This window comes from Streptomyces sp. NPDC025273 (assembly GCF_040638585.1).
Classification (GTDB): Bacteria; Actinomycetota; Actinomycetes; order Streptomycetales; family Streptomycetaceae; genus Streptomyces; species Streptomyces cinereorectus.
On sequence record NZ_JBEZYP010000027.1, the window covers coordinates 1 to 25,733 of the forward strand.

22 protein-coding genes and 2 tRNA genes are annotated in these 25,733 nt (G+C 68.8%); 5 read left to right on the forward strand and 19 right to left on the reverse strand.

Going from position 1 to position 25,733, the window contains the following annotated elements; translation table 11 throughout:
• Positions 1–210 precede the first annotated feature (210 nt).
• From AB0F38_RS29425 to AB0F38_RS29445, 5 genes are all read right to left on the reverse strand, one after another.
• Complete coding sequence (locus tag AB0F38_RS29425; protein ID WP_361899784.1) at positions 211–939, reverse strand: class E sortase; 729 nt, start codon at positions 937–939, stop codon at positions 211–213.
• A gap of 26 nt (positions 940–965) precedes the next feature.
• Positions 966–2,303 carry a class E sortase gene (locus tag AB0F38_RS29430; RefSeq protein WP_361899786.1) on the reverse strand — a complete coding sequence of 446 codons (1,338 nt, stop codon included), beginning with the start codon at positions 2,301–2,303 and terminating at the stop codon, positions 966–968.
• Positions 2,300–2,938 carry an aminodeoxychorismate/anthranilate synthase component II gene (locus AB0F38_RS29435; protein WP_361899790.1) on the reverse strand — a complete coding sequence of 213 codons (639 nt, stop codon included), beginning with the start codon at positions 2,936–2,938 and terminating at the stop codon, positions 2,300–2,302. Before AB0F38_RS29435 ends, AB0F38_RS29430 begins: the two co-directional genes overlap by 4 nt.
• Positions 2,935–3,123 carry a hypothetical protein gene (locus tag AB0F38_RS29440; protein ID WP_361899793.1) on the reverse strand — a complete coding sequence of 63 codons (189 nt, stop codon included), beginning with the start codon at positions 3,121–3,123 and terminating at the stop codon, positions 2,935–2,937. The genes AB0F38_RS29435 and AB0F38_RS29440 overlap by 4 nt, the downstream gene beginning before the upstream one ends.
• 162 nt (positions 3,124–3,285) lie before the next feature.
• A complete protein-coding gene (locus tag AB0F38_RS29445) occupies positions 3,286–4,053 on the reverse strand; it encodes a DUF881 domain-containing protein (protein WP_361899796.1) in 768 nt (255 codons plus the stop codon).
• Positions 4,054–4,189: 136 nt separating this feature from the next.
• On the opposite strand from AB0F38_RS29445, the gene crgA reads away from it, so the two are divergent.
• Positions 4,190–4,444 (forward strand): cell division protein CrgA, encoded by a 255-nt coding sequence (gene crgA / locus AB0F38_RS29450; RefSeq protein WP_056793179.1) that lies wholly within the window; start codon positions 4,190–4,192, stop codon positions 4,442–4,444.
• A 254-nt stretch (positions 4,445–4,698) separates the two neighbouring features.
• Here crgA and AB0F38_RS29455 read toward each other — a convergent pair whose 3' ends face one another.
• Both AB0F38_RS29455 and AB0F38_RS29460 read right to left on the reverse strand, forming a co-directional pair.
• Positions 4,699–5,604, reverse strand: a complete 906-nt coding sequence (locus tag AB0F38_RS29455) for a rhomboid family intramembrane serine protease (RefSeq protein WP_361899800.1) — start codon at positions 5,602–5,604, stop codon at positions 4,699–4,701.
• Between the two features lie 177 nt (positions 5,605–5,781).
• A complete protein-coding gene (locus tag AB0F38_RS29460) occupies positions 5,782–6,309 on the reverse strand; it encodes a peptidylprolyl isomerase (RefSeq protein ID WP_361899803.1) in 528 nt (175 codons plus the stop codon).
• A gap of 349 nt (positions 6,310–6,658) precedes the next feature.
• Between AB0F38_RS29460 and AB0F38_RS29465 the strand changes: the two genes are divergently transcribed.
• Positions 6,659–7,384: a DUF5324 family protein gene (locus AB0F38_RS29465; protein WP_361899806.1), complete on the forward strand. Its 726-nt coding sequence runs from the start codon at positions 6,659–6,661 to the stop codon at positions 7,382–7,384.
• Positions 7,385–7,589: 205 nt separating this feature from the next.
• Here the strand turns inward: AB0F38_RS29465 and AB0F38_RS29470 are convergent.
• Positions 7,590–7,662, reverse strand: a tRNA-Ala gene (locus AB0F38_RS29470).
• Positions 7,663–7,834: 172 nt separating this feature from the next.
• Here AB0F38_RS29470 and AB0F38_RS29475 point away from each other — a divergent pair.
• Positions 7,835–8,383 (forward strand): DNA-binding protein, encoded by a 549-nt coding sequence (locus tag AB0F38_RS29475; protein WP_361899809.1) that lies wholly within the window; start codon positions 7,835–7,837, stop codon positions 8,381–8,383.
• Positions 8,384–8,486: 103 nt separating this feature from the next.
• Positions 8,487–9,803 (forward strand): serine/threonine-protein kinase, encoded by a 1,317-nt coding sequence (locus tag AB0F38_RS29480; RefSeq protein ID WP_361899812.1) that lies wholly within the window; start codon positions 8,487–8,489, stop codon positions 9,801–9,803.
• A 22-nt stretch (positions 9,804–9,825) separates the two neighbouring features.
• Here the strand turns inward: AB0F38_RS29480 and AB0F38_RS29485 are convergent, their stop codons facing one another.
• Together AB0F38_RS29485 and AB0F38_RS29490 are read right to left on the reverse strand one after the other, a co-directional pair.
• Positions 9,826–11,160 (reverse strand): hypothetical protein, encoded by a 1,335-nt coding sequence (locus AB0F38_RS29485; RefSeq protein WP_361899814.1) that lies wholly within the window; start codon positions 11,158–11,160, stop codon positions 9,826–9,828.
• Positions 11,161–11,842: 682 nt separating this feature from the next.
• The gene (locus AB0F38_RS29490; protein ID WP_003958712.1) at positions 11,843–11,977 is read right to left on the reverse strand and encodes a DLW-39 family protein; all 135 of its coding nucleotides are present in this window, start codon (positions 11,975–11,977) and stop codon (positions 11,843–11,845) included.
• Positions 11,978–12,258: 281 nt separating this feature from the next.
• Between AB0F38_RS29490 and AB0F38_RS29495 the strand changes: the two genes are divergently transcribed.
• The gene (locus tag AB0F38_RS29495) at positions 12,259–12,618 is read left to right on the forward strand and encodes a DUF6344 domain-containing protein (RefSeq protein ID WP_361899817.1); all 360 of its coding nucleotides are present in this window, start codon (positions 12,259–12,261) and stop codon (positions 12,616–12,618) included.
• A gap of 273 nt (positions 12,619–12,891) precedes the next feature.
• Here the strand turns inward: AB0F38_RS29495 and AB0F38_RS29500 are convergent.
• The 9 genes from AB0F38_RS29500 to dnaA form a co-directional block, all read right to left on the reverse strand.
• A tRNA-Ile gene (locus AB0F38_RS29500) sits at positions 12,892–12,968 on the reverse strand.
• 70 nt (positions 12,969–13,038) lie between these two features.
• Entirely contained in the window at positions 13,039–13,635 is a 597-nt protein-coding gene (locus AB0F38_RS29505; protein WP_361899820.1) for a DUF3566 domain-containing protein, read from the reverse strand.
• 93 nt (positions 13,636–13,728) lie between these two features.
• Positions 13,729–16,356, reverse strand: a complete 2,628-nt coding sequence (gene gyrA / locus AB0F38_RS29510) for a DNA gyrase subunit A (RefSeq protein ID WP_361899823.1) — start codon at positions 16,354–16,356, stop codon at positions 13,729–13,731.
• A gap of 46 nt (positions 16,357–16,402) precedes the next feature.
• The gene (gene gyrB / locus AB0F38_RS29515; protein ID WP_361899826.1) at positions 16,403–18,472 is read right to left on the reverse strand and encodes a DNA topoisomerase (ATP-hydrolyzing) subunit B; all 2,070 of its coding nucleotides are present in this window, start codon (positions 18,470–18,472) and stop codon (positions 16,403–16,405) included.
• A gap of 403 nt (positions 18,473–18,875) precedes the next feature.
• The gene (locus AB0F38_RS29520; protein WP_361899914.1) at positions 18,876–19,406 is read right to left on the reverse strand and encodes a DciA family protein; all 531 of its coding nucleotides are present in this window, start codon (positions 19,404–19,406) and stop codon (positions 18,876–18,878) included.
• 35 nt (positions 19,407–19,441) lie between these two features.
• The gene (gene recF, locus AB0F38_RS29525) at positions 19,442–20,572 is read right to left on the reverse strand and encodes a DNA replication/repair protein RecF (protein WP_361899829.1); all 1,131 of its coding nucleotides are present in this window, start codon (positions 20,570–20,572) and stop codon (positions 19,442–19,444) included.
• 35 nt (positions 20,573–20,607) lie between these two features.
• The gene (gene gnd, locus AB0F38_RS29530) at positions 20,608–21,486 is read right to left on the reverse strand and encodes a phosphogluconate dehydrogenase (NAD(+)-dependent, decarboxylating) (protein ID WP_361899832.1); all 879 of its coding nucleotides are present in this window, start codon (positions 21,484–21,486) and stop codon (positions 20,608–20,610) included.
• A 131-nt stretch (positions 21,487–21,617) separates the two neighbouring features.
• On the reverse strand, positions 21,618–22,748 hold the full coding sequence (dnaN, locus tag AB0F38_RS29535; RefSeq protein WP_361899917.1) for a DNA polymerase III subunit beta: 1,131 nt from the start codon (positions 22,746–22,748) through the stop codon (positions 21,618–21,620).
• 984 nt (positions 22,749–23,732) lie between these two features.
• A complete protein-coding gene (dnaA, locus tag AB0F38_RS29540; RefSeq protein ID WP_361899835.1) occupies positions 23,733–25,511 on the reverse strand; it encodes a chromosomal replication initiator protein DnaA in 1,779 nt (592 codons plus the stop codon).
• Positions 25,512–25,733: the final 222 nt, after the last annotated feature.

Sequence of the window (25,733 nt, forward strand, 5' to 3'; positions counted from 1 at the left end):
AAGACGCTCGGCTGGAGTACTCCAGCCGAGCGTCTACGTGATCTACTCACCACCTGAAAACCAGGCGGTGTTGCAACGACCCCTTGAACCCAAGCAACGGTGACCGGGGCCCTCTCGTTGCCAAAGGCCCGGATGCGGCACCCGGAACAGCGGCCGGACCGCCGCGTCGTAGGCGCCGGAAGGCTCGGGGCGACTCGTGACCCGGCAGAGTCAGCGCAGCTCCGCGGGCTTCGTGCGGTCCCTGTCGACCTTCTCCGTACGGACCAGCTCGCCCCACACGATGTAGCGGTACTTCGACGTGTAGACCGGCGTGCACGTGGTCAGCGTGATGTAGCGGCCGGGCTTCTTCACACCCGACTCCTTGGGCACCGGTGCGATCGCGTCGACGTTGAACTTGGACGTCTCCGGGAGCTGGGCGTAGACCTTGTAGACGTACCAGGTGTCCTTGGTCTCGAAGACGACCGCGTCACCCTTCTTCACCTTGTCGATGTGGTGGAACTTGGCGCCGTGCCCGTCCCGGTGCGCGGCAAGCGTGAAGTTGCCCTGCTCGTCGGAGGGCAGCGCCGATTTCACGGGGTCCGTGTAGTAGCCGGCGATGCCGTCGTCGAGGGTCTTGGGGTCCGTGCCCTTCTTGACCAGCACCTCGCCGTTCCTCATCGCGGGCACATGCAGGAAGCCGATGCCGTTCTTCGTGTCCAGCGCACCGGGACCGCCCGCCCAGCGGTCCCGGACGCTGTTGCCCTGCTTCTCGGCCTCGCGGTCGGCGAGCACATTGGTCCACCACAGCGAGTAGACGACGAAGAGGCCCAGCACCAGGCCTACGGTGATCAGCAGCTCGCCGAAGAGGCTCACGGCCGCCGCGACGGGATGACGGCTCCCGCGCCGTACCGGCGGCGCCGACTCGGCGGCGCGCTCTTCGTGCTCGGTCCTCGCTGCCACCGCACCCGTCCCTGTCGTGATGATGTTCAGCCCATGAGCGCGTCGGGCTTCCCCTCGCTGCGCGGCCGTTCGTCGACCATCTTGCCCCACACGATCATTCGGTACGTACTCGTGAATTCCGGCGTACACGTCGTCAGCGTGATGTACCTGCCCGGACCGGTGAAGCCGGACCCCGCCGGCACGGCACTGATCACCGAGACGTTGGACGGCGACGTCTGCGGAAGGATGCCGGCCATCTCATAGGTGTAGTAGGCGTCCTGGGTCTCGACCACGATCGGGTCGCCGGGCTTCAGCTTGTTGATGTAGCGGAACGGTTCGCCGTGGGTGTTGCGGTGGCCCGCGACCGCGAAGTTCCCCTGCTTCGCCGAAGGCATGGCCGTCTTCAGCTTGCCGTCGGCGTAGTGGCCGATCATGCCGCGGTCGAGGACCTTCTCCTTGTTGATGCCCTCGGCGATCGGCGCGACCACGTCCAGCTTCGGGATGTGCATGATGGCGAAGCCCTGGCCCGCCTCGAAGGCACCCGGTGTGCGCTCGCCGTTCGCCCAGTCGTCCTGGATCTTGTGGGTCTCCCGGCCGGCGATCCGGTCGGCGCGGACGTTGGTCCACCACAGCTGATACGTGACGAACAGCAGCATCAGCACACCGAAGGTGATGAACACCTCGCCGATGACCCGGCTGGCCACGACGGCCGGGCTGTCCTTGGCCGCACGGGCAGCGCGCCGGGCCTCCAGCCGCGACATGGGGACGGCGGGCTCCGCCGTGTCCGCCTCCGTCGTGCGCCGCGGTTCGGCGCGCCGCTTCCCACGGCCCTTGGCCGCTCGTCGCCGCTCGGCCCGACCGCCCGTCGGCGGAGCGACGGTCGGGACATCCGGCACCGGGGCGACGGGGTCGGGACCGGAGGAGAGCCCGGGAGCGCCGGGCTGCGACAGGCGTCGTGTGTCCGCCGTCCGCAGGGCGACGGTGTCGTCGACCGGGGAAGGGGCAGCCTGGACGCGGGGATCGGAGGCAGCGGAGCCGGACACCGGATCGGACACCAGGACCGTCGCCGGGGGAGAAACCGGCTGAGAGGCCGGTTCCAGCCCTTGGTTCCCGTACCGGTCCCTCTGGCACCCCTCCGGTTCGTACCACTCTCCAGGGGTCTCCTGGGGCCGCTCAGGCCCCTGCCGCGCCGCCGAGGGCGCCGGGCCGGCCGCCGGGGCGTTCTCCACCCGGAACCAGGGCGACGCGTGCTGCCCCGGCAGGGGATCGTTCAGCGGGTCCGCGAGCTGCTCCACCGCCGCCTCGAACGGGCCGTCCGCCCCGTACGCTCCCTGCGCGTACGGGCCGTTCTGCCCGGCATCGGGTTCGGGGCGGAGTGCGGTCACGCCACGGCCTTGCCCACCACCGGGGCGAGCCCCACCGACCTGGCGACGGCCCCCGTGTACCCGCACTGGGCCAGCCAGTTCGCGAGCATCAGGTGGCCGTGCTCCGTGAGCACCGACTCCGGGTGGAACTGCACGCCTTCGACCGCCAGTTCACGGTGGCGCAGCCCCATGATGATCCCGTCGGCGGTGCGGGCGGTGACCTCCAGCTCGGGTGGGACCGTGGCCGGTTCCGCTGCGAGCGAGTGGTAGCGCGTCGCGGTGAACGGCGACGGCAGACCGGCGAACACGCCCTTGCCCTCGTGCAGCACGGGGGAGGTCTTCCCGTGCAGCAGCTCCGGCGCACGGTCCACCACACCGCCGTACGCGACGGCCATCGACTGCATCCCCAGGCAGACGCCGAAGACGGGGACACCGATGCGCGCGCAGTGGTGCACCATGTCGATGCAGACACCGGCCTGCTCGGGCGTGCCGGGCCCGGGCGACAGCAGGACCCCGTCGAACCCGTCCTCGGCGTGTGCCGTGGTCACCTCGTCGTTGCGCACCACTTCGCACTCGGCGCCGAGCTGGTAGAGGTACTGGACCAGGTTGAAGACGAAGCTGTCGTAGTTGTCGACGACGAGAATGCGTGCGCTCACCGGCCGGCCTCCGCTCCGTCGGTGCCTTCGCCGTCCACCGTCACATCACCGAACGGGAGCAGCGGCTCCGCCCAGGGGAAGACGTACTGGAAGAGCGCGTAGACAACGGCCAGGACGAGCACCAGCGAGACGATGCCCCGCACCCATGTGTTGCCCGGCAGATGCCGCCAGATCCAGCCGTACATGCTGTCGCCTCCATTCGGTACGGCACCAGACTAAAGGGCCGGGGCTCAGGCGTGGGTCAGCTGTGGAAAGCCGCAGCCCCGCCGTCGGTCACACGCGTGGGCCGACTGTGGAAAACCGCGGTCCGAAGCGTGGTTCCGGCACGGGCAGGCCTGACCGGAGGGCTACTGGACCGGCTCCGCGTAATGGAGGTCCACCGTGCCCGAGTAGCCGGGAAGCGTCAGTTCGTCGTCCTCGTCGACCTTCCAGCCCAGCCCGTACGCCTTCACGTACAGCTGGTAGTTCTGGATCGCCGTGGAGTCCTTGAGCGCCTGCTTGAGCTTGCCCTGGTCGCCGACAGCGGTGACCTTGTACGGCGGTGAGTACACGCGGCCCTGCAGGATCAGCGTGTTGCCGACGCAGCGCACCGCGCTCGTCGAGATCAGCCGCTGGTCCATCACCTGGATCCCGCGGGCCCCGCCCTCCCAGAGGGCGTTCACGACGGCCTGCAGATCCTGCTGGTGGATGACCAGGTCATTGGGCTGCGGTTCGGGGTAGCCGGGGTTCGCGGTGGCATTCGGCGGGGCGTCGTTCAGGGTGACGCCGACGGCCTCACCGGTGAGTTCCGTCGTACCCGCGGCCTTCTCCAGCGCGTCGAGCTCGGCGTCCTCCGCCCTGGTGCTCCCGTCGTCACGCCGGGCGAGCGCGTCGATGTCCGCTCGCACGGAAGCGGTCGATTCGTCCAGTTCCGCGTTGTTCTCGCTGCGCTGCTGGATGAGGTCGGAGAGCTTCAGCAGGGAGGAGTCGGTACGGATGTCCGTACCCTTGGCAGTGTTGGCGCTGGTGACGAAAATGAGTCCGGCCAGCGCGAAAACAGCAGCGGTGAGGCTCTGGACCGGCCACCGGGACACGCGCCTGGCCGGATGCTGGGGAGAGTCGGCGGAATTGCTCAACGTACCCTTATCTCCTTAGGCGCCACGGAAGCACTACGCTAACGGACGCCCCGGGGAGGCAGCATTCCCCCTTGCGCCCCGGCGCCAGCCACAGATCCCTGCGCGGTCACGCAGCGCATCGACAGGAGAGTCCCTCGTGCCGAAGTCACGTATCCGCAAGAAGGCAGACTTCACGCCTCCTCCGGAGAGGCAGTCCACCAACATAAAGCTGACCAACCGAAGTTGGGTGGCGCCGGTGATGCTGGCGCTCTTCCTCATCGGTCTGGCCTGGATCGTGGTCTTCTACGTGACCGAGGGCGATCTGCCGATCGATGCCCTGGGTAACTGGAACATCGTGGTGGGCTTCGGATTCATCGCCGGCGGCTTCGGCGTCTCCACGCAGTGGAAGTAGCCCTGCGCACACCTCTGCCCTGAGTTACCCACAAAGTTATCCACAGACAGGGGAAAAGGTCAGACGATCTGTGGATAACTTCCGTCGAAGTTGACGCCGGTATGACTGCACACTCTCGCATCGCCGGACGGTACGCCCCTTGTCCTGACTGGAGAAACCCAGTTCAGCGACAAGGGGCACAACTGTTCCCCACGCCATGCACAAGATCCGGCACCCTCTGTGGACAACTCTGACCCCGGAGCACCGGATTCCGCTCAGGTGAGGGCTGCGGTCCTGGCGAGGACGACCACCACGACCACCAGCAGGACGAGCGCACAGGTCCCGTACTGCACGAGGTTCCGGCGCTCGCGCGGCGCGTGCACCATCGCGATCGCGATCAGGGTGCCCGCGACCAGCCCGCCGATGTGCGCCTGCCAGGCGATGGAGCCCCACGGGTTGAAGGTGAAGATCAGGTTCACCACGAGGAGCGCGATCAGCGGCCTCATGTCGTAGTTCATCCGGCGCATCAGAACCGCTGTGGCTCCCAGCAGACCGAAGACGGCACCGGAAGCGCCGAGCGAGCCCTGCGCCGGATCGGAGATCCAGTACGTGAGGGCGCTGCCCGCGAGCCCCGACAGCACGTAGAGCAGCAGATAGCGGACCCGGCCCAGGGCGGCCTCCAGCGGCCCGCCGAGCCACCACAGACCGAGCATGTTGAAGGCGATGTGCCACACCTCCTGGTGCAGGAACACCGACGTCAGCAGCCGGTACCACTGGCCCTCGGCCACTCCTTCGAGGCCGGACGGCTGATTCCCCGGATAGGCGCGGCCGAACAGCAGCAGATCGTCGATCAGCGGGCGCCCGGCCACCGAGACGGCGACGAACACCGCGAGATTGAGCCCGAGCAGGATCTTGGTGACCAGCCTCGGATCGCCCGCCACGGCGCCGCCCGCCAGGGTGCGCGGCCGGCTCGCCGCCGGATGGTGCCCCGTACCGGAACCCTCCCGGACGCAGTCCGGGCACTGGAAGCCGACCGAGGCGTCGATCATGCAGTCGGTGCAGATCGGCCGCTCGCACCGGACGCAGCGGATCCCCGTCTCCCGGCCCGGATGCCTGTAGCACGTGGCCGGACCGTCCGCGGCCGCGGACCCGTCCCGGTCTTTCGGCGGCTGCTGCTCCATCGGTCACGGCCCCTTCGGTCCTCGTCCGTGGAGGCGGCGCACCTGCGTCCGCCCCGCTCGCCCGTTATGTAACAGTACGGACGAACAGGGCGGTAGGTTCCCGGACTCAGGCCGGCGCCGGGGCCCGATGACGACCGGCGCGGGTGCTGTCGGAGCCCCGTGCCGAAAGAGCGGGAGTCAGCGGGTCTCGATGACGACCGACTCGATCACCACGTCCTGCAGCGGTCGGTCCGTACGCGGGTTGGTCGCGGTCGCCGCGATGGTGTCCACAACCTTCCTGCCCGCCTCGTCCGCGACCTCACCGAAGATCGTGTGCTTACCGGTCAGCCACGCCGTGGGCGACACCGTCAGGAAGAACTGCGAGCCGTTGGTACCCGGACCCGCGTTGGCCATGGCCAGCAGGTACGGCTTGGTGAAGGCCAGGTCCGGGTGGAACTCGTCGCCGAACTCGTACCCCGGGCCGCCCGTACCGTTACCCAGCGGGTCGCCCCCCTGGATCATGAAGCCGCTGATGACGCGGTGGAAGACAGTGCCGTCGTACAGCCTGTCCGAGGACTTCTCACCGGTTGCCGGGTTGGTCCACTCACGCTCACCCTGGGCGAGCTCGACGAAGTTCCTGACCGTCTTGGGCGCGTGGTTCGGCAGAAGCCGGATCTCGATGTCGCCCTGGCTGGTCTTCAAGGTGGCGTACAGCTGCTCGGCCACGATCTGCCTTCCGTGAGTCTTCCCTGACGAGCACCGATCCTCGCACGGAGCACCCCCTCCGCCCCTCGGTCACCGCCCCGGTGAGGACGGCACTCACCTCGCTGACCGCTTTCCCGCACCTTTCCCACACTTCCTGCGGGACACATGCGGCCATGTGCGCGGCGCCGTGGCGCGCACCGACGCGAACCGTGGCATCGTCGTCGACACGCTCCCCTTGCACCGCATTGCCCCGATAATGCCGTTCGTGACCCGGATGCCCGTCCCATCTGGCGCTCAATCCCTCAGCAGGCATGATTTCGAATTGGGTGGATAGGCGGAGTACCTACCCGCCACCAAGGAGGAGGATCCCGTGACCCGCATCGACAGCGTGCGCGCCGCAACCTACTCGGCGAAGGACAACGCGCAGCACGCCGCGGAAGTGGTGGCGCCCTACGCCGACACGGCCAAGGAACAGGCCGCGCACTACGCGCAGGAGGCTCGCGCACTGCTCGCGCCCAAGGTGTCGAAGGCAGCCGCGCAGGCTCGAGTCCAGTACGGCGCGTACCTCGCGCCCCGCATCGAACAGGCACGCACCCATGTGCCCCCCAAGGTCGACGAGGCGGCGCAGCGCGCCGCCGTCCGCACGCGTCGGGCCGCCAGGAGCGCCGCCGACTACACCGTGCCGCGCGTCGAACACGCGGTGGCGGCGGCTCAGCCCCTGGCCGAGGAGGCCACCGCCCGCAGCACCGCCGCACTGGCCGCGCTGCGTGGTCAGGTGACGGCCAAGGAGATCCAGAAGCTCGTCAGGAAGCACGAGCGTCGTGCCAGGGCCGGCCGCCTGGCCAAGGGGGTATTCGTCCTCGGCACTCTGGCGGGAGCCGCGTTCGCCGCCTGGAAGTGGTGGGACAAGCAGGCCAACCCCGACTGGCTGGTCGAGCCCCCGGCGCCCACCGAGGTGGCCGACGACCGTGCTCCTCTGACCTCGGTCGACGGCAGCGGCCCGACCGTGCTCGACCCGGAGGTCCGCGTCAAGCAGGACGAGGACGAAGCCGGGACGGGCACCTCGGAGGAAACCGACCGCGACGAGCGCCACTGAGCGCACGGCATACCGGATACGGCGTACGACCGGGGCGCCGGGAGACCCAACCGTCTTCCGGCGCCCTCCTCGTCCCCCTCACGGAACCGGCCGAGCTCTCCCGCCCCGTCGCCTCCGGCCTCGGAACGGATCCCGGACCCCACCTGCCCCATGCACAAGAAAACGCCCCTGACCTGCTGATACGCAGGCCAGGGGCGTTTGACTGTGGAGCCTAGGAGATTCGAACTCCTGACATCTGCCTTGCAAAGGCAGCGCTCTACCAACTGAGCTAAGGCCCCCGGAAAAGCCGACAGCACCGGATACATCCGTGCCTCGACGTCCGTCGCAGAACAGAGTACCGGGTGCCCCCCTGAATCTTGCAAAAGGATTGGGACTCCCGGTCCGCAACGGCTCTCCGTAAGATGCACGACGAGGTTCGCAGCAGCGAAGCCGCAGCGAAGGGGAGACGCAATGGACGCAGCGCAGCAAGAGGCGACGGCTAGAGCCCGGGAGCTCCAGCGCAGCTGGTACGGGGAGCCGCTGGGGGCGCTCTTCCGCAGGCTGATCGACGATCTCGGCCTGAACCAGGCCCGGCTCGCGGCGGTGCTCGGGCTGTCCGCGCCCATGCTGTCCCAGCTGATGAGCGGCCAGCGGGCCAAGATCGGCAATCCCGCGGTCGTCCAGCGCGTCCAGGCCCTTCAGGAACTCGCCGGACAGGTGTCGGACGGCAGTGCCAGCGCGGGAGAGGCCACCGACCGGATGGAAGAGATCAAGAAGTCCCAGGGCGGTTCGGTCCTGACCGGCACCGGCCAGACGTCCGCCACCGGCGGGGCGCCCACGGTCCGGCGCGTGGTCCGTGAGATCCAGTCGCTGCTGCGTTCGGTCGCCGCCGCAGGCGACATCATCGACGCCGCGGACTCCCTCGCCCCGACCCACCCCGAACTGGCAGAGTTCCTCAGGGTGTACGGAGCGGGGCGCACCGCGGACGCGGTCGCGCACTACGAAGGCCACCAGAGCTAGAGCGGTCCCGGTTGCCGGAGTCCTGCCGACGGGAGCCCGGCAGTAGGTGTCCCGACGGCCGGGGCACGAGCCGAAACTGGAGACGGGGAGCGGGCGCAGCGCAATGGGTGAGGTATTCGCCGGTCGGTACGAGCTGATCGATCCGATCGGACGGGGTGGGGTCGGCGCCGTCTGGCGTGCCTGGGACCACCGGCGCCGCAGGTATGTGGCGGCCAAGGTCCTGCAGCAGAGCGATGCGCACACGCTGCTGCGCTTCGTCCGCGAGCAGGCACTGCGGATCGAGCACCCGCACGTCCTCGCTCCCGCCAGCTGGGCGGCCGACGACGACAAGGTCCTGTTCACGATGGACCTGGTCAGCGGCGGATCGCTGGCCCATGTCATCGGCGACTACGGACCGCTGCCCCCGCGTTTCGTCTGCCTCCTGCTGGACCAGCTGCTGTCCGGGCTGTCCACGGTGCACGCCGAGGGCGTCGTGCACCGTGACATCAAGCCGGCCAACATCCTGATGGAGGCCACCGGAACGGGCCGGCCACACCTTCGGCTCTCCGACTTCGGCATCTCGATGCGCAAGGGCGAGCCGCGTCTGACCGAGACCAACTACGTGGTGGGTACGCCCGGTTACTTCGCTCCCGAGCAGATGATGGGGGCCGAACCCGACTTCCCCGCAGACCTGTTCGCCGTCGGTCTCGTCGCGCTGTATCTGCTGCGGGGCCGGAAGCCCGACGCCCGGGCGCTCATCACGCACTTCGTCGCGCACGGCACCCCGGGTGCCCCCGAGGGTGTGCCGGAGCCGCTGTGGCAGGTGCTCGCGGGACTGCTGCAGCCGGACCCGCAAGCCCGTTTCCGGACGGCCACGGGTGCGCGCAAGGCCCTGACGGCCGCCGTAGAGATGCTGCCGGATCCCGGTCCGGACGAGGAGTCGGTGGAGGTCTTCGACCAGATCGGCCCCCTGCCCGCCGGATTCGGCCCCGACGGCCCCGTACAGGCCCAGCGGGCGCCCGTACAGCCCCTTGGTGGCACACAGATGCCCCAGGCGCCACAGCAGCCCCAGGGTGCCGGGCAGCAGCCCTACACGCCGCAGGCCTCGATGTCGGAGACGGGCAGCTTCCATATCGCTCCGCCCCCGCAGTCCGCACCGCTGCGGCAGACCCCGCCCGCCCCCGCCCCGGCGCACGCGGCCCCGCCCCTCTCCGCTGCCGCACCGGACCTCGCCCAGGCCCCCACCGCAGCGGTGCGGCACGGACCGGCACCCACCCGCGCCTACACGGCTCCGCACCCGCGGGCTCCGCATGCCGGTGCGGAGCCCGCGCAGGCGTCCCACCGAACGCGCCCGGGACCGCCCCCGAAGGTGGCGATCCCGGTGCTGTTCGTGGCTCTGGTCTGCTTCGCGGTCGGCATCTGGGCACTGACCCAGACCTGACCGGCGCGGTCCGCCGTGCGGGCTACCAGGCCTGGGGCGGCCCGAACGGCGGCTGACCGCCCGCGCCCGGCGGCACGTCGGCGGGGACGGGCCGGCGCCTGGCCAGCAGCGTCCACACCCCGAGTCCGAGGACCAGCACGGCACCCGTGCCGATCCCCGCCACGGCCACCATCTCCATCGTGTCGCTCTTGCCGGCCGCGGGCGCGCTCTGTCCGTTCCTGGCCATGTCCCTGTCGTCGTCGGTGACTCCGAAGACGCCCGCCTCCCCCTGGTAGGGCGTCGGCCCGGCGTCGTTGAGCACGTTGACCTTGAGGGTCAGCCCGATGGGCGTGTCCCCGTAGTGCTCCGCGACCTCCGGGCTCAGCGTCACCGACAGGTAGTACCAGCCGGCGAAGCGCATGGCGCTGACGGCCGAGGCCGAGTCGTAGCGGTTCTCGTACGCCACCGGCGGCAGCGGATCCAGGGATACGGAGGTCGGCTTGCCGGCGTACGACAGCGTCGCGTCGTCGACATGGCCGTGCGCCGGGTTGTCCAGCGACACCGCCAGGGCGTTGCCGAGGAACTCCGTCGACTTGTTGTTGTTGCTGAGCGCGGCCGTCGCGAAGATCTGCTGGTCCCAGTCCACCGGAACCCGGTAGAAGCGGGTCTGTCCGGGTGCGACGGTGTCCACCCACTCGCCGGACTCCAGGCTGGTGGCGTCGTAGTAACCGCTGCCACCGGTCCGCTTCTGCTTGCCGGAGGGCGGAGTCGGCGAGGAGGAGGGCCAGTTCTCCGGCGCCTCGGTCGGAGGTGTGTCACCGTCCTTGAGCGACGGTTCCGTCTCGAACCGCAGCTCCAGGTCCCACGCGTCCGAAGCCGATGTGGCCTTGCTCTCCCGCTCGATCAGCACGTTGTAGGTGCCGGCCGCGCTGCACGTGGTGCTGTCCTTCTCCACGGTGCGGTGCGCGTAGGCGGCGATCGGGCGCGGGAACTCCGCGGCCTCGAAGATCGCGTCCTCGGAGCTGCACCGGGAGTCGTCGAGATCCCTGATGCTGATCGTGATGCCGTCCCCGTAGGCGACCTGTCCGGCCGTCCTCGGCACGACCACCGCGGACACGTACGCATTGGTCCTGTCGTCGAGCTCCAGGCGGTAGTAGAGCTTCTCGTCCGCCTTGATGGAGCTCTTGTAGACCGCTCCGGGCTTCAGCTCGGACGCGTCGGCGTTCGTCTCCGCGCCCGGGACCACCGTCGCCACGGGGTCGAAGGTGTAGGACCCGGGGCCGCCGGCCGCATGCGCCTGTCCCGGCAGCACCGCCACCGCGCACATCGCCGCGAGCGACGCCAGCGTCACCCGGCCCCTGTTGCGCTGCCTGTCCACGCGCTTCCCCTCGTCGTCTGCGTGCCGGCCCCGCGGCGGCTGCGTACGGACACGAGCCCCGCGATCATGCGGCCACTGCGCCCGCTCCGGCAGCGGTCGCGATGCCGGTCCATCCTGCCCCGCCCGTAGCACTGCTGTCTGCGGCCACAGCCGGATCACGGCTATTGCCCCGCTTCGCACCGTCCCTTTCCCTCTCCCGTACCGGCGCTCCGCACTGCGGGACCGCGGTCGCCGAGAGGCCTCCGGCGGACCGGCGCCGAGGTCCAGGGCGTGGTACCGCTTCTCACCAGGCCCGGCGGTGTCCAGGTACCGCCCGGGACGGATGGCGTCGACCGGGCCGCGGTGACCCATCCTTCGATCCGGTCGCCCATCAACCGTCATCCGGCTGTGGAGAGTTGCGCCGGCCTCCGCGCCCGCCCGGCGAGGACAGCGGCGTCCGGTGCGTCGCGGTGCCGTCCGCACGCGCCCTGTCGCCCCGTACGGCGACGGCTCCCCCCACTCGGCCGTGACCTCACGGAGGCCCGCTCGGCCCACGACTCCAGATTCTTTGCTTACGCAACTCAATGATTTGCTGAGGCGAATTAACGGGCACGGCCGTCATGGTCCCGCAGCAGGGACCCGGCCCGGACAGCGAGAAGCCCCGGCCGCTCAGCGACCGGGGCTCATAACAGACTGTTCCGTCTCACACACCCGAACCTGCGGGCACGGAGTCGGTCGCCTCCGTCCACAGATCCTGCTCGGCGCGATCCGCCTGGATCTGGCGGTACACGAGGAGCCCGCCGATGGCGGCCAGTGCGACCAGGAGAAGCTTCTTCACCGCGCGACCTCGTCTTTCCTTGACGTAAGGGACTTCTGCCGCCCGACTATACACACCGACCGATACCGTTCGGTGACCTCCCCGGGACCTCACCGGCGCCTCGATCGGGCCCTCGCGGGAGGCGCCGCCCACCCCCGGAACAGCTCGTCCGGGCCGGTTGAACCATACGAGTGGTGTTCATCGGAAGATCGGCGCAGCGGGGGCGTCGGTCCCGGAATCCGGCGGTCATCTCCACATCATCGGAAAGGTAAGCAAACAGGACCACCCGAAAGTGAGGGGCCATGAGCGCCTTCAAGGTCAAGGGCATCTGGACCGCCTTCATCACCGCCTTCTTCGCACTTCTGGCGTCGCTGGGCCTCGCCACCGCCCAGGCCACGGCCGCGGAGCCGGCGAGCACGAGCCAGGAGCACACGGGTGCGACCGCGGCAACCGCGACCACTCCGTCGGTGCGATGGACCCTTCCGCGTGACAGGGCGCTGCCACCCACGATGAAGCAGCGCATCCGCGCCGAGGCACACGGCTCCTCACCGGCCACCCGGCAACTGTCCGCCGACACGACCGACGCCTCGCACGCCACGAACAGCACCCGCTCCACCCACGGCGGCACACCGGCCGGGGACTCGTCCCCACTGCCGCCCTGAGCGCCCTGAGAACGCCTCAGCCGACACACAGGGCCCCTGGTCCGGCTCACACCGGCAGGGGCCTTCTCCATGCCCCCGTACCGCCACTGAAACGCCCTCAGGGGCGGGTACCGGGCACACACCGGGGAACGGCGGCAAAGGCGGGGGCACGACGGGAGCCCGACGGCTCCGGCCTCCGTACGAACCGAAGAGCCCCACGCACGCGGCCGGCACACAGAACCCCCCCGTACATGCCGAAGGCCCCCAGTCCGTAAAGACTGGGGGCCTTCGTGCTGGTGGGGCTAACAGGATTTGAACCTGTGGCCTCATCCTTATCAGGGATGCGCTCTAACCAACTGAGCTATAGCCCCGCCGCGCTGTGCGCTGACTTCTGAAGATTAGCGCACGTCGGGGCCAGTCCCAAAATCGATACCCGGCGTCCTACTCGTCCTCGGCCAGAGTGAGCTCGACGCCGCCCACGAAGCCGGCCGACAAGTTGTAGATGAACGCGCCCAGCGTGGCCAGCGCGGTGGCCAGCACCACATCGACCACCGCGATGACCGAGGTGAAGATGAGGACGCGCGGCAGCGACAGGAACGACTGCAGATCGAAGCCGTTGCTCTCGTTCGAGCCGGTGGCCTCGCTGATCGTGCCGCCCACGGTGTCGAAGACGCCCATCGCGTCCATCACCATCCACAGGACCGCGGATGCCACCACCGTGCAGATGCCGAGTGCGATGGACAGCAGGAAGCTGACCTTCATCACCGACCACGGATCGGCCTTCGCCACCCGCAGCCGCGCCTTACGGGTGCGCGGAGTGGTCCGAGCCCCCGTCCGGGGCAGCCGGGTCGCCTGTACGCCGCCCATGCCCTGTGCTCCGCCCTCCGTGCCGCCACCCCGCGTACCGCCCGCGGGGGACGGGTACGCCTGAGGCGGGTGGTAGGGCCCCGCCTGGCCCGTTGCGGGCTCACGCTCACCGGGCAACGGCCCGGTCGCGTACCCCTCGTACTGGGGCTGAGGTCCCCGAGTGTCTGTCACAGTGCCCCCTTGGGAGTCCGTGGCAGGGCCACGGGCACCGTTCGCTCCAGCTCCGGAAGCGGCCGAACCGGCGCCCGTGGCTCCACTCACGCTTTACTCCTCGTGCTCCCCGGCCGAAGGCTCCGTGCCCTCGACTGTGCCCTCGACCACGTTCTCGGCATGGGCCTCGACCGTGTTGCCTTCGGCCTCGTCGGTCCCGTCGACCTCTTCGGCCTCGCGACCGGCCTCGGCGTTGCGCGCAATGCCGACGACGGCATCGCGCTTGCCCAGATTGATCAGTTGGACGCCCATGGTGTCACGGCCCGTCTCCCTGACTTCATTGACTCGCGTACGAATCACGCCGCCGCCGAGCGTGATGGCGAGGATCTCGTCCGTCTCCTCCACCACCAGCGCGCCGACGAGCGATCCCCGGTCCTCCACGATCTTCGCGGCCTTGATACCCAGACCGCCACGACCCTGGACGCGGTACTCGTCGACAACGGTCCGCTTCGCGTACCCGCCGTCGGTGGCAGTGAACACGAACGTACCGGGACGGACAACATTCATCGAGAGCAGCTCGTCGCCCTCGCGGAAGCTCATGCCCTTCACACCCGAAGTGGCACGGCCCATCGGGCGCAGCGCGTCGTCCGTCGCAGTGAACCTGATCGACTGGGCCTTCCTGCTGATGAGCAGCAGGTCGTCCTCCGCCGACACCAGCTCCGCACCGATGAGCTCGTCGTCCGCGCCGCTCTCCGTCTCCCGGAGGTTGATCGCGATGACACCCCCGGAACGCGGCGAGTCGTAGTCCTTGAGCGATGTCTTCTTCACCAGACCGCCCTTGGTGGCCAGGATCAGATAGGGCGCCGCCTCGTAGTCACGGATCGCCAGGATCTGCGCGATCTGTTCGTCCGGCTGGAAGGCCAGCAGGTTCGCGACGTGCTGACCGCGCGCGTCCCGGCCGGCGTCCGGCAGCTCGTAGGCCTTCGCCCGGTACACCCGGCCCTTGTTCGTGAAGAACAACAGCCAGTGGTGCGTCGTCGACACGAAGAAGTGGTCGACGATGTCGTCTTCCCTGAGCTTCGTCCCGCGCACGCCCTTGCCGCCACGCTTCTGCGAGCGGTAGTCGTCCGTCTTCGTGCGCTTCACATAGCCGCCGCGGGAAATCGTGACGACGATGTCCTCCTCGGCGATGAGGTCCTCGATGGACATGTCACCGTCGAAGGGCACCAGCTTGGAACGCCGGTCGTCGCCGAACTTCTCGACGATCGCCGCCAGCTCCTCGCTGACGATCTGCCGCTGCCGCTCGGGCGACACCAGGATCGCGTTGTACTCGTTGATCTTCGCCTGGAGCTCGTCGTGCTCGGCGGTGATCTTCTGGTGCTCCAGCGCGGCCAGCCGGCGCAGCTGCATCTCCAGGATCGCGTTCGCCTGGATCTCGTCGATCTCCAGAAGGCCCATCAGGCCCTCACGCGCGATCTCCACGGTGTTGCTGCGACGGATGAGCGCGATGACCTCGTCGATCGCGTCCAGCGCCTTGAGCAGGCCCCGCAGAATGTGCGCCCGCTCCTCGGCCTTGCGCAGCCGGAACTTCGTGCGCCGGACGATGACCTCGATCTGGTGCGTCACCCAGTGCCGGATGAACGCGTCGATCGAGAGCGTGCGCGGCACCCCGTCGACGAGCGCCAGCATGTTCGCGCCGAAGTTCGTCTGCAGATCGGTGTGCTTGTACAGGTTGTTCAGGACGACCTTGGCGACCGCGTCACGCTTCAGCACGACCACCAGACGCTGGCCGGTGCGCGAGGACGTCTCGTCACGGACGTCCGCGATGCCGCCGACCTTGCCGTCCTTCACCAGGTCGGCGATCTTCTGCGCGAGGTTGTCGGGGTTGGTCTGGTACGGAAGCTCAGTGACCACCAGGCACTGCCGGCCCTGGATCTCCTCGACCGCCACGACCGCGCGCATCGTGATGGAGCCACGACCGGTGCGGTACGCGTCCTCGATGCCCTTACGGCCCACGACGAGCGCGCCCGTCGGGAAGTCCGGGCCCTTGATGCGTTCGAGCAGCGCGTCCAGGAGCTCCTCGTGCGAAGCCTCCGGGTGCTCCAGGTACCACTGCGCACCGGCCGCGACCTCGCGCAGGTTGTGCGGCGGGATGTTCGTGGCCATCCCGACCGCGATGCCCGCCGAACCATTGATCAGCAGGTTCGGGAAGCGCGCCGGGAGAACCACCGGCTCCTGGTTGCGGCCGTCGTAGTTGTCCTTGAAATCGACGGTCTCCTCGTCGATGTCCCGGACCATCTCCATGGACAGCGGCATCATCTTGCACTCGGTGTACCGCATCGCGGCGGCCGGGTCGTTGCCCGGGGAACCGAAGTTGCCGTTGGAGTCCACCAGCGGCATGCGCATCGACCAGTGCTGCGCCAGTCGCACGAGCGCGTCGTAGATCGAGGAGTCGCCGTGCGGGTGGTACGTACCCATGACGTCACCGACGACACGGGCGCACTTGTAGAAGCCCTTCTCGGGCCGGTAGCCGCCGTCGTACATCGCGTACAGCACCCGGCGGTGGACGGGCTTCAGGCCGTCCCGCACGTCGGGCAGGGCACGCGACACGATGACGGACATCGCGTAGTCGAGGTAGGAGCGCTGCATCTCCGTCTCGAGCCCCACGGGCTCGACACGCATGCCCACACCCGCGGCGGCGGGCTCCTCTTCAGGTGTCACAGGGGTGATCTCGTCGGCCATTGCTGGTCAAAGTCCTTTCGAGCTGCGGCTTGCTTGTACGGCCGACTCAGATGTCGAGGAAGCGGACGTCCTTGGCGTTGCGCTGGATGAACGAGCGCCGCGCCTCGACGTCCTCACCCATCAGCACCGAGAACAGGTCGTCGGCCTGCGCCGCGTCGTCCAGCGTGACCTGGCCGAGCACACGGTGGTCGACGTCCATGGTCGTGATGCGCAGCTCCTCGGCGTTCATCTCGCCGAGACCCTTGAAGCGCTGGATCGAGTCTTCCTTGATCCGCTTGCCGTTCTGCTTGCCGAGCTCCACCAGGGCGTCGCGCTCCCGGTCGGAGTACGCGTACTCGAAGTCGTCCCGGCCCCACTTGATCTTGTAGAGCGGCGGGCGGGAGAGGTACACGTGTCCGGACTCGACCAGCGGCCGCATGAACCGGAACAGGAACGTCAGCAGCAGCGTGTTGATGTGCTGGCCGTCGACATCGGCGTCCGCCATCAGAATGATCTTGTGATAGCGGAGCTTCTCGATGTCGAAGTCCTCGTGGACCCCGGTACCGAAGGCCGAGATCAGCGCCTGCACCTCGGTGTTCTGCAGGATCTTGTCGATCCTGGCCTTCTCGACGTTCAGGATCTTGCCTCGGATGGGCAGGATCGCCTGGTACATCGGGTTGCGGCCGGACTTCGCCGAACCACCGGCGGAGTCACCCTCGACGATGAAGATCTCGCACTTGGTGGGGTCGTTCGACTGGCAGTCGCTCAGCTTGCCGGGCAGCGAGGCGCTCTCCAGCAGCCCCTTGCGCCGGGTCAGGTCACGCGCCTTGCGGGCCGCCACACGCGCCGTGGAAGCCGCGATGCCCTTGCGGATGATGTCGGCGGCCTCGTTGGGATTGCGGTCGAACCAGTCCGTGAGCTGCTCGTGGACGACCTTCTGCACGAAGGTCTTGGCCTCCGTGTTGCCCAGCTTGGTCTTCGTCTGGCCCTCGAACTGCGGCTCGCCCAGCTTCACCGAGATGATCGCCGTCAGGCCCTCGCGGACGTCCTCGCCCGTGAGGTTGTCGTCCTTCTCGCGCAGCAGCTTCTTGTCGCGCGCGTACCGGTTGACCAGGGAGGTCAGCGCCGCACGGAAGCCCTCCTCGTGCGTACCGCCCTCGTGCGTGTGGATCGCGTTGGCGAAGGAGTAGACCCCCTCCGTGTACTGCGTGTTCCACTGCATCGCGATCTCGGCCGAGAGGAGTCGCTCCTTGTCCTCGGCCTCGATGTCGATCACCGACCGGTGAATGACGTCGCCCTTACGGGAGTTCAGGTACTTCACGAAGTCGACGATGCCGTCCTCGTAGTGGTACGTGACCGTCCGGGTCGGCTCCTCGTCGGGAACCTCGACCACCTCGGCGCTGTCCGCGCCCGCCGTCGCCTTCGCCGACTCGCGCTCGTCCGTGAGCTTGAGGGTGAGGCCCTTGTTGAGGAACGCCATCTCCTGGAAGCGGCGCGAAAGGGTCTCGAAGGAGTACTCGGTGGTCTCGAAGATGTCCGCGTCGGCCCAGAAGGTGACGGTCGTACCGGACTCGTCGGTGGCCTCGTGACGGGCCAGCGGTGCGGTCGGGACACCGAGCTTGTAGTCCTGGGTCCAGCGGTAGCCGTCCCGCCTGACCTCGACGGACACCCGGGTGGAGAGGGCGTTGACGACGGACACACCGACACCGTGCAGACCGCCGGAGACGGCGTAGCCGCCCCCGCCGAACTTGCCGCCGGCGTGCAGGACCGTCAGGACGACCTCGACGGCCGGCTTGCCTTCGGACGGCACGATGTCGACCGGGATGCCACGGCCGTTGTCGACCACGCGCACCCCGCCGTCGGCGAGGATCGTGACATCGATGGTGTCCGCGTGACCGGCCATCGCCTCGTCGACCGAGTTGTCGACAACCTCTTGCACGAGGTGGTGGAGGCCGCGCTCACCGGTGGAACCGATGTACATACCGGGTCGCTTGCGGACCGCGTCCAGGCCCTCGAGGACCGTGATGGCGCTGGCGTCGTACGAGGCGGTGACCGCGCCGTGCTCACCGGCTGCGGACGGGTTGTTCTCGTTGGGGTTGCCGGAATCGGCCACGAAGCGCCCTTTCTGGCACAGCACAGGCCGTTCTCCGGACAGGCGGGAGCGGCTGCGTCGTTCGGCTTGTATCGACGACTCCCGCACGGAAGCGGGATTGTCCATCAGTCTACCGGTAGCGCCGACATGAATGGGTGTTTGCCGGTACCTGAGTCCGCATGTGCCGCCCTGAATGAGCGGCTGACGACTCCCCATATTCAGGATGGGGCTCTGAGAGGCTCACGAGGGCATTGAGCGCTTCGGCCTGTCAACCTCCCGCTACGGTGAGGGACGCCTCACCCCCATGGTCCGGAACGAAACGCCACATACCCCTGCACACAGGCAGCGCCGGTGCGGCCCCGAAACGGGACAGAGAGGGACGTGGAGCACATCCGGTACACCCCGGGGGCTGAACGCCCACGCGGTCGCGGAACGGCAAAAGGCCTGCTCAGCCGTAGGTGTCGCCGGGACCCCTGCTCCCGGGGGACCGCAGCGGACCGAACCTGCGCTGCGGACCTCCCGGACCCAGCACCTTGATCATGCGCACCGTGCCGTGCCCCAGGTCGGTGTTCAGCCGGGCCACCAGCTGCGGCGCCAGCAGCCGCAGCTGCGTCGCCCACGCCGTCGAATCGCACTGCACCGTCAGGACCCGCTCGGCCGGATCCTCGTCGTACCGCAGCGGCACACAGTGCTTGGCCAGATCGTCCCCGACGATCTGCGGCCACCGGCCCATCACGCCGCCCACCGCCGCCGGGGTCTCCCAGCCGCGCTCGGTGATCAGCCGGTTGATCGCCGACCCCAGGGGCAACGGATCACGCCCGTCGGACCGCGCCCCGGACCGCAGACCGCCCCCCCGCCTGGCCTGATTCTTCTGCTGGACCGCGGCGCCCCGCGCCCGGGCCTGCTCCTTCGCCGCACGCAGTGCCACCCGCGCGAGGTCGACGCCCGACGCCTCGGGAAGCTTCGCCGCTCCGGTCACCGGGTCCGCCGGCTCGAGGCCCTCTCCCGGAGCGCTCACAGCAGCTCCACCGCCCCCGCGGACACGGCGTAGCGTGCGCCCGCCAGCACCCCCGGGACGTCGTCGTCCACCGCGGCCGTCACCAGCACCTGCTCGCCCGGCGCCACCAGCTCCGCCAGCCGTTCACGGCGGCGCGCGTCAAGCTCGGCGAACACGTCGTCCAGCACGAGCACCGGCTCGTTGCCCTCGGAGCGCAGCAGATCGTACGAGGCCAGCCGCAGCGCCAACGCGTACGACCAGGACTCGCCGTGGCTCGCGTATCCCTTGGCCGGCATTCCGCGCAGCCCGAGCACCAGATCGTCACGGTGCGGGCCGACCAGCGTCACGCCCCGCTCGATCTCCTGCTTGCGTGCCCCGGCGAGCGCCGCCATCACCTGCTCGTACAGCTCCTCGCGGGTGCGCGCGGGCTCCACGTCCCCGCCCACCGAGCTGCGGTACTCCAGCGTGACCGGGCCACCGCCGGGAGCGACGTCCGCGTACGCCTTGTCCGCCAGCGGCTGCAGCGTCGCGACCAGGTCCAGCCGCTGTGCGAGCAGCTCCGCGCCCACGCGGCCCAGATGCTGGTCCCACACATCCAGTGTGGACAGGTCCATCGACCGGCCGCCGTGCCGACGTGCCATCGCCGCGGACTTGAGCAGGGTGTTGCGTTGCTTCAGCACCCGTTCGTAGTCGGATCGGACACCCGCCATCCGCGGCGAACGCGCCGTGATCAGCTCGTCCAGGAAGCGCCTGCGCTCACCCGGGTCGCCCTTCACCAGGGCCAGGTCCTCGGGGGCGAACAGCACCGTCCGTACGATCCCCAGGACGTCACGCGGTCTGACGTGCGAGGACCTGTTGATACGGGCCCGGTTGGCACGGCCCGGGTTGAGCTCCAGCTCGATCAGCTGGGACCGTTCGCCCTGCGTGACCGCGGCCCGCAGGACGGCACGCTCGGCGCCCATCCGCACCAGCGGGGCGTCGGACGACACCCGATGGCTGCCGAGCGTCGCGAGATAGCCGACCGCCTCGACCAGATTGGTCTTGCCCTGGCCGTTGGCGCCCACGAACGCGGTGACGCCCGGCTCGAGAGGGACCTCGACCCGGGCGTACGAGCGGAAGTCGGCCAGCGAGAGATGCGTGACGTGCATGTTCGCCGACCTTCCCGACTTCGTGGTGCTCCGACTTACTTCTTGTTCTCGACCGCGTGGCCGCCGAACTGGTTGCGCAGTGCGGCGATCATCTTCATCTGCGGGGAGTCGTCCTGACGCGAGGCGAAGCGCGCGAACAGGGACGCGGTGATCGCCGGCAGCGGAACCGCGTTGTCGATGGCGGCCTCGACCGTCCACCGGCCCTCGCCGGAGTCCGCGGCGAAGCCGCGCAGCTTGTCGAGGTGCTCGTCGTCGTCCAGCGCGTTGACCGCCAGGTCGAGCAGCCAGGAACGGATGACCGTGCCCTCCTGCCAGGAACGGAAGACCTCGCGCACGTCCGTGACGGAGTCGACCTTCTCCAGCAGCTCCCAGCCCTCGGCGTAGGCCTGCATCATGGCGTACTCGATGCCGTTGTGGACCATCTTCGCGAAGTGGCCGGCACCGACCTTGCCCGCGTGGACGGAACCGAAGTCACCTTCGGGCTTCAGCGCGTCGAAGACCGGCTGGACCTTCGCGACGTTCTCGGGGGCGCCGCCGTACATCAGGGCGTAGCCGTTCTCCAGGCCCCAGACACCACCGGAGACACCGCAGTCGACGAAACCGATGCCCTTGATGCCCAGCTCGACGGCGTGCTTCTCGTCGTCCGTCCAGCGGGAGTTCCCACCGTCGACGACGATGTCGCCCGGGGAGAGCAGCTCGGCCAGCTCGTCGATGGTGGACTGGGTCGCGGCGCCCGCCGGAACCATCACCCACACGACGCGCGGACCCTTGAGCTTGCCCACAAGCTCTTCGAGGCTGTGGACATCCGCGAGGTCCGGGTTGCGGTCGTAACCGATGACGGTGTGGCCTGCGCGGCGGATGCGCTCACGCATGTTGCCGCCCATCTTGCCGAGGCCGACGAGACCGAGCTCCATCAGAGATTCCTTAAGCGTTGTGCCGATTCGTACCCAGGACCGAGCCTACGCCCGGCAGGGGACAGCGCGGCGGGCCTGCTCGGCACTGAGCGAGCCCGCCGGAACTGCCGTGAAAGGAAGCGACCGCCGGATCAGCCCGAGAGCCGGACCGGCATGATCAGGTACTTGTACGCGTCGTCCGCCTCGGCGTCGACCGCGGGACGGCCACTGAGGAGGGCCGGCTTGGTGGACGTCGTGAAGGAGAGCTGGGCGACCGGGGAGTCGATCGCGCTGAGCCCGTCCAGCAGGAAGGTCGGGTTGAAGGCGATCGAGATGTCGTCGCCGTCCAGCACCGCGTCGACGCGCTCCACAGCCTGTGCGTCGTCGCTGGAACCGGCCTCCAGGATCAGCACACCCTGCTCGAAGCTGAGCCGCACCGGGGTGTTCCGCTCGGCGACCAGGGCCACACGCTTGACGGCCTCGACGAAGGGGGCGGTCTCGATGACCGCCACCGAGTTGAACTCGGTGGGGAAGAGCGTGCGGTACTTCGGCAGGTCGCCCTCGAGCAGACGCGTCGTCGTACGGCGGCCCGCACCCTCGAAACCGATCAGCCCCTCACCGGCACCGGCTCCCGACAGCGCGAGGGTCACCGTGTCACCGCTGGTCAGCGCCTTGGCGGTGTCCAGGAGCGTCTTGGCGGGCACCAGGGCCACGGCCGAGGCGTCCGGGTTCTCCGGCTTCCACCGGAACTCACGGACCGCGAAGCGGTAGCGGTCGGTGGAGGCGAGGGTGACCGTGTCGCCCTCGATCTCGATCCGGACACCCGTCAGGACGGGCAGCGTGTCGTCGCGGCCGGCCGCGATGGCGACCTGGGCGGCGGCGGAGGCGAAGACCTCACCGGGGACGGTGCCCGTCGCGGTGGGCATCTGCGGCAGCGCCGGGTACTCCTCCACGGGCAGGGTGTGGAGGGTGAACCGCGAGGAACCGCAGACCACCGTGGCCCGTACACCGTCCGTGGAAATCTCCACCGGGCGGTTGGGAAGGGCGCGGCAGATGTCGGCGAGCAGCCGGCCGGAGACCAGCACCGTGCCGTCCTCCTCGACCTCGGCGTCCACCGAGACCTTGGCCGAGACCTCGTAGTCGAAGCTCGAGAAGCTGAGGGCGCCGTCCTCGGCCTTCAGCAGAAGCCCCGCAAGAACGGGCGCCGGCGGACGGGCCGGGAGGCTGCGGGCCACCCAGGCCACCGCCTCCGCCAGTACATCGCGCTCCACCCGGATCTTCACCGGAACCGCCTCCTGCTGTTGCTCGCTCGCCCTGCCGGCCTTCGTCGTCTGGTCGGGGTCTCCCTGCCGAAGAGCTGGGAGGCCGCCGGGGTCCAGTCTGACGTACGGCACCGACACTCGTTGCTGCTCGGGGTCAAGTCGTGCCAAGCGGTCCGCGGAGCTCGCCACTCAAGTTGTGCACAGGCCCCACTTCGAAGCGGATTCCTGGCTAACTCTGAGTGGTAGTAGTAGTAGGCCCTGTGGAAACCGTGGATAACGTCATCTGTGCAGGTCAGCAGCCGTTTTTTATCCACCGACCCTGTGGGTGACACCGGTGGACAACCAGGCGCTTCTGTGGACACACGAAAGTTCTGCACACCCGATGCACAGGCGGGGGTTACTTCTCCCCAGGGCTGTCCCCAGCTTTACCCAGGTTCCCCACAGCTCAATCAAGTGTCCTGGTGTGACGCCTTTCACTCTCGACAGTGAAAGCGGGTGTTGGGTTGCCGAACAGTGGACAGTCCTGTGGGGAACCAGGGAAAAGCTGGGGACAACCCGGTCCATCCTGTGGGCCGCCGGTGGACAACGCCGACGGACCCCTGTGGACCAAATATTTGTCCACAGGCTGTGGATTGTTGTTGACCACAAATCCCCAGGCATGTGACCTGGCCTGATGGAGTATCGGCAGCCGTGCCTGTGGATGCAATCTGGACAACTTCTGGGTCCCCAGGCTGTGGACGCCCGATTCCTCGCCCATCTGTGGAGAAGGGACCTGTCGAGGCCGGTATTCGAACAGCCGCCGTGCCTCATGACGGGCCGCCTGTGCCCGGAGGGAGCCCGCGGAGGCCGCCCGGACGTCCTGGAGGCCCGTGGACGGCCTCGATTCGAGGAGGCCGGACGGCGCTCCCAGGGACGCCGGGGGAAGCAGAAGGCGCCTCCGAGGACTCGTGGAAGTCCTCGGAGGCGCCTGAGGTGCGCCGCGCGGGGTTCGGCCGTTCCGGCCCGTCAGCCGTTCTTGATGCGGTTGGTGAGCTCGGTGACCTGGTTGTAGATGGAGCGCCGCTCCGCCATGAGCGCACGGATCTTCCGGTCGGCGTGCATCACCGTCGTATGGTCGCGCCCGCCGAACTGCGCGCCGATCTTGGGCAGGGAGAGATCCGTCAGCTCGCGGCACAGGTACATGGCGATCTGGCGTGCCGTCACCAGGACGCGGCTGCGCGAGGATCCGCAGAGATCCTCGACCGTCAGCCCGAAGTAGTCGGCGGTCGCCGCCATGATGGCCGGCGCCGTGATCTCGGGGGCGGAGTCCTCTCCGCCCGGGATCAGGTCCTTGAGCACGATCTCGGTCAGCCCGAGGTCCACGGGCTGCCGGTTCAGGCTGGCGAAGGCGGTGACGCGGATGAGCGCGCCCTCGAGCTCGCGGATGTTGCGCGAGATCCGGGAGGCGATGAACTCGAGCACCTCCGGCGGGGCGTTGAGCTGCTCCTGCACGGCCTTCTTGCGGAGGATCGCGATACGCGTCTCCAGCTCGGGTGGCTGCACGTCGGTGGTGAGGCCCCACTCGAACCGGTTCCGAAGCCGGTCCTCCAGAGTCACCAGCTGCTTCGGCGGCCGGTCGGAGGACAGCACGATCTGCTTGTTGGCGTTGTGGAGCGTATTGAAGGTGTGGAAGAACTCCTCCTGTGTCGACTCCTTGCTCGCCAGGAACTGGATGTCGTCGACCAGGAGGATGTCCACGTCGCGGTACCGCTTGCGGAAGGTGTCGCCCTTGCCGTCCCGGATCGAGTTGATGAACTCGTTGGTGAACTCCTCGGAGCTCACGTACCGGACCCGGGTGCCCGGGTAGAGGCTGCGCGCGTAGTGCCCGATGGCATGGAGCAGGTGGGTCTTGCCGAGCCCGGACTCCCCGTAGATGAACAGGGGGTTGTACGCCTTCGCGGGTGCCTCGGCGACGGCGACGGCCGCGGCGTGCGCGAAGCGGTTGGACGCGCCGATGACGAAGGTGTCGAAGAGGTACTTCGGATTCAGCCGGGCATGCGGCTCGCCGGGGCCGGGCGCCGAGGGCGACGGCGCACCCATCGGCCCGCCGCCGGCACGGCCGGTGCCGGGACCGCCCTGCCGGTGCTGGAGCTGCTGGTCCTGCAGGTCGTGGCGGTCGCGCCCGTCACGCTGCTGTTCGTAGCCCTGGTGCTCGGGCTGCTGCGGCCGGTAGTCGTGCTGCTGGGGCCGTGGGCTCGCGTAGGGGTCGCGGTCCTGGTACCCGCCGTGCCGCGGCTGCCAGGACAGGTCCTCCTGCGCACGGGGCCAGGCACCGGGCTCGGGGCGCTGCTGCTGGTAGTCCGGGTAGGCGGGACGAGCCGTCGGCATGCCGTCGTCGGAGGGCCGGTGACCGTATCCGTCGTAGGCGTCGTGGTGCGGGGCCTCGTCGCGCTGCGGTCCCTGGTAGCGGTGGGACTGCTGAGCCTGGTGGGGCTGGTGCATGGGGGGTGCGGGCGGGGTGGGCGGCTCGGCCGCGGAGTCGTCGACCGTGATCGCGATCCGGATCGGGCGGCCGCACTCACGGGTGAGCGTCTCGCTGATGAGCGGCGCGAGCCGGCCCTCCAGGACACGCTTGCCCCACTCGTTGGGGACGGCCAGCAGTGCGGTGTCGGCGACGAGTGCCAGCGGCTGGCAGCGCTCGATCCACTGCTTGTCCTTCGGCTCGATGCCCTGCTGGCCCTCTCCGAGGAGTTGTTCCAGCACTCGTGGCCACACTGCGGCAAGATCGGCAGGTACGTCAGCCACAAGGCACGCTCTCTCGCATGTCCCACGAATGTGTGCTTCTCGGGACGGGATGGGTCGGGTCGGGTGAGGCCCGGCAGGTGGGAAGGAAAAGAACCGGAGTTCAGCCACGGTAGTCAGGCCGACCCGCGCGGTTCAAGTTGTTGTCCACAGGCTGTGTACAGCATGGGGTGGCACGCAGCCGGTTTGACCGAATGGCGCAGCCGCGCGTACCGTGACCAGGTC

Excerpts from the sequence above, each read along its gene's own strand:
- gyrA (WP_361899823.1), bottom strand. The coding sequence starts at position 16,356 with ATGGCCGACGAGATCACCCCTGTGACACCTGAAGAGGAGCCCGCCGCC.
- gnd (WP_361899832.1), bottom strand. The coding sequence starts at position 21,486 with ATGGAGCTCGGTCTCGTCGGCCTCGGCAAGATGGGCGGCAACATGCGT.
- AB0F38_RS29455 (WP_361899800.1), bottom strand. The coding sequence starts at position 5,604 with ATGGAGCAGCAGCCGCCGAAAGACCGGGACGGGTCCGCGGCCGCGGAC.
- recF (WP_361899829.1), bottom strand. The coding sequence starts at position 20,572 with ATGCACGTCACGCATCTCTCGCTGGCCGACTTCCGCTCGTACGCCCGG.
- AB0F38_RS29440 (WP_361899793.1), bottom strand. The coding sequence starts at position 3,123 with ATGTACGGCTGGATCTGGCGGCATCTGCCGGGCAACACATGGGTGCGG.
- AB0F38_RS29495 (WP_361899817.1), top strand. The coding sequence starts at position 12,259 with ATGAGCGCCTTCAAGGTCAAGGGCATCTGGACCGCCTTCATCACCGCC.
- AB0F38_RS29475 (WP_361899809.1), top strand. The coding sequence starts at position 7,835 with ATGGACGCAGCGCAGCAAGAGGCGACGGCTAGAGCCCGGGAGCTCCAG.
- AB0F38_RS29480 (WP_361899812.1), top strand. The coding sequence starts at position 8,487 with ATGGGTGAGGTATTCGCCGGTCGGTACGAGCTGATCGATCCGATCGGA.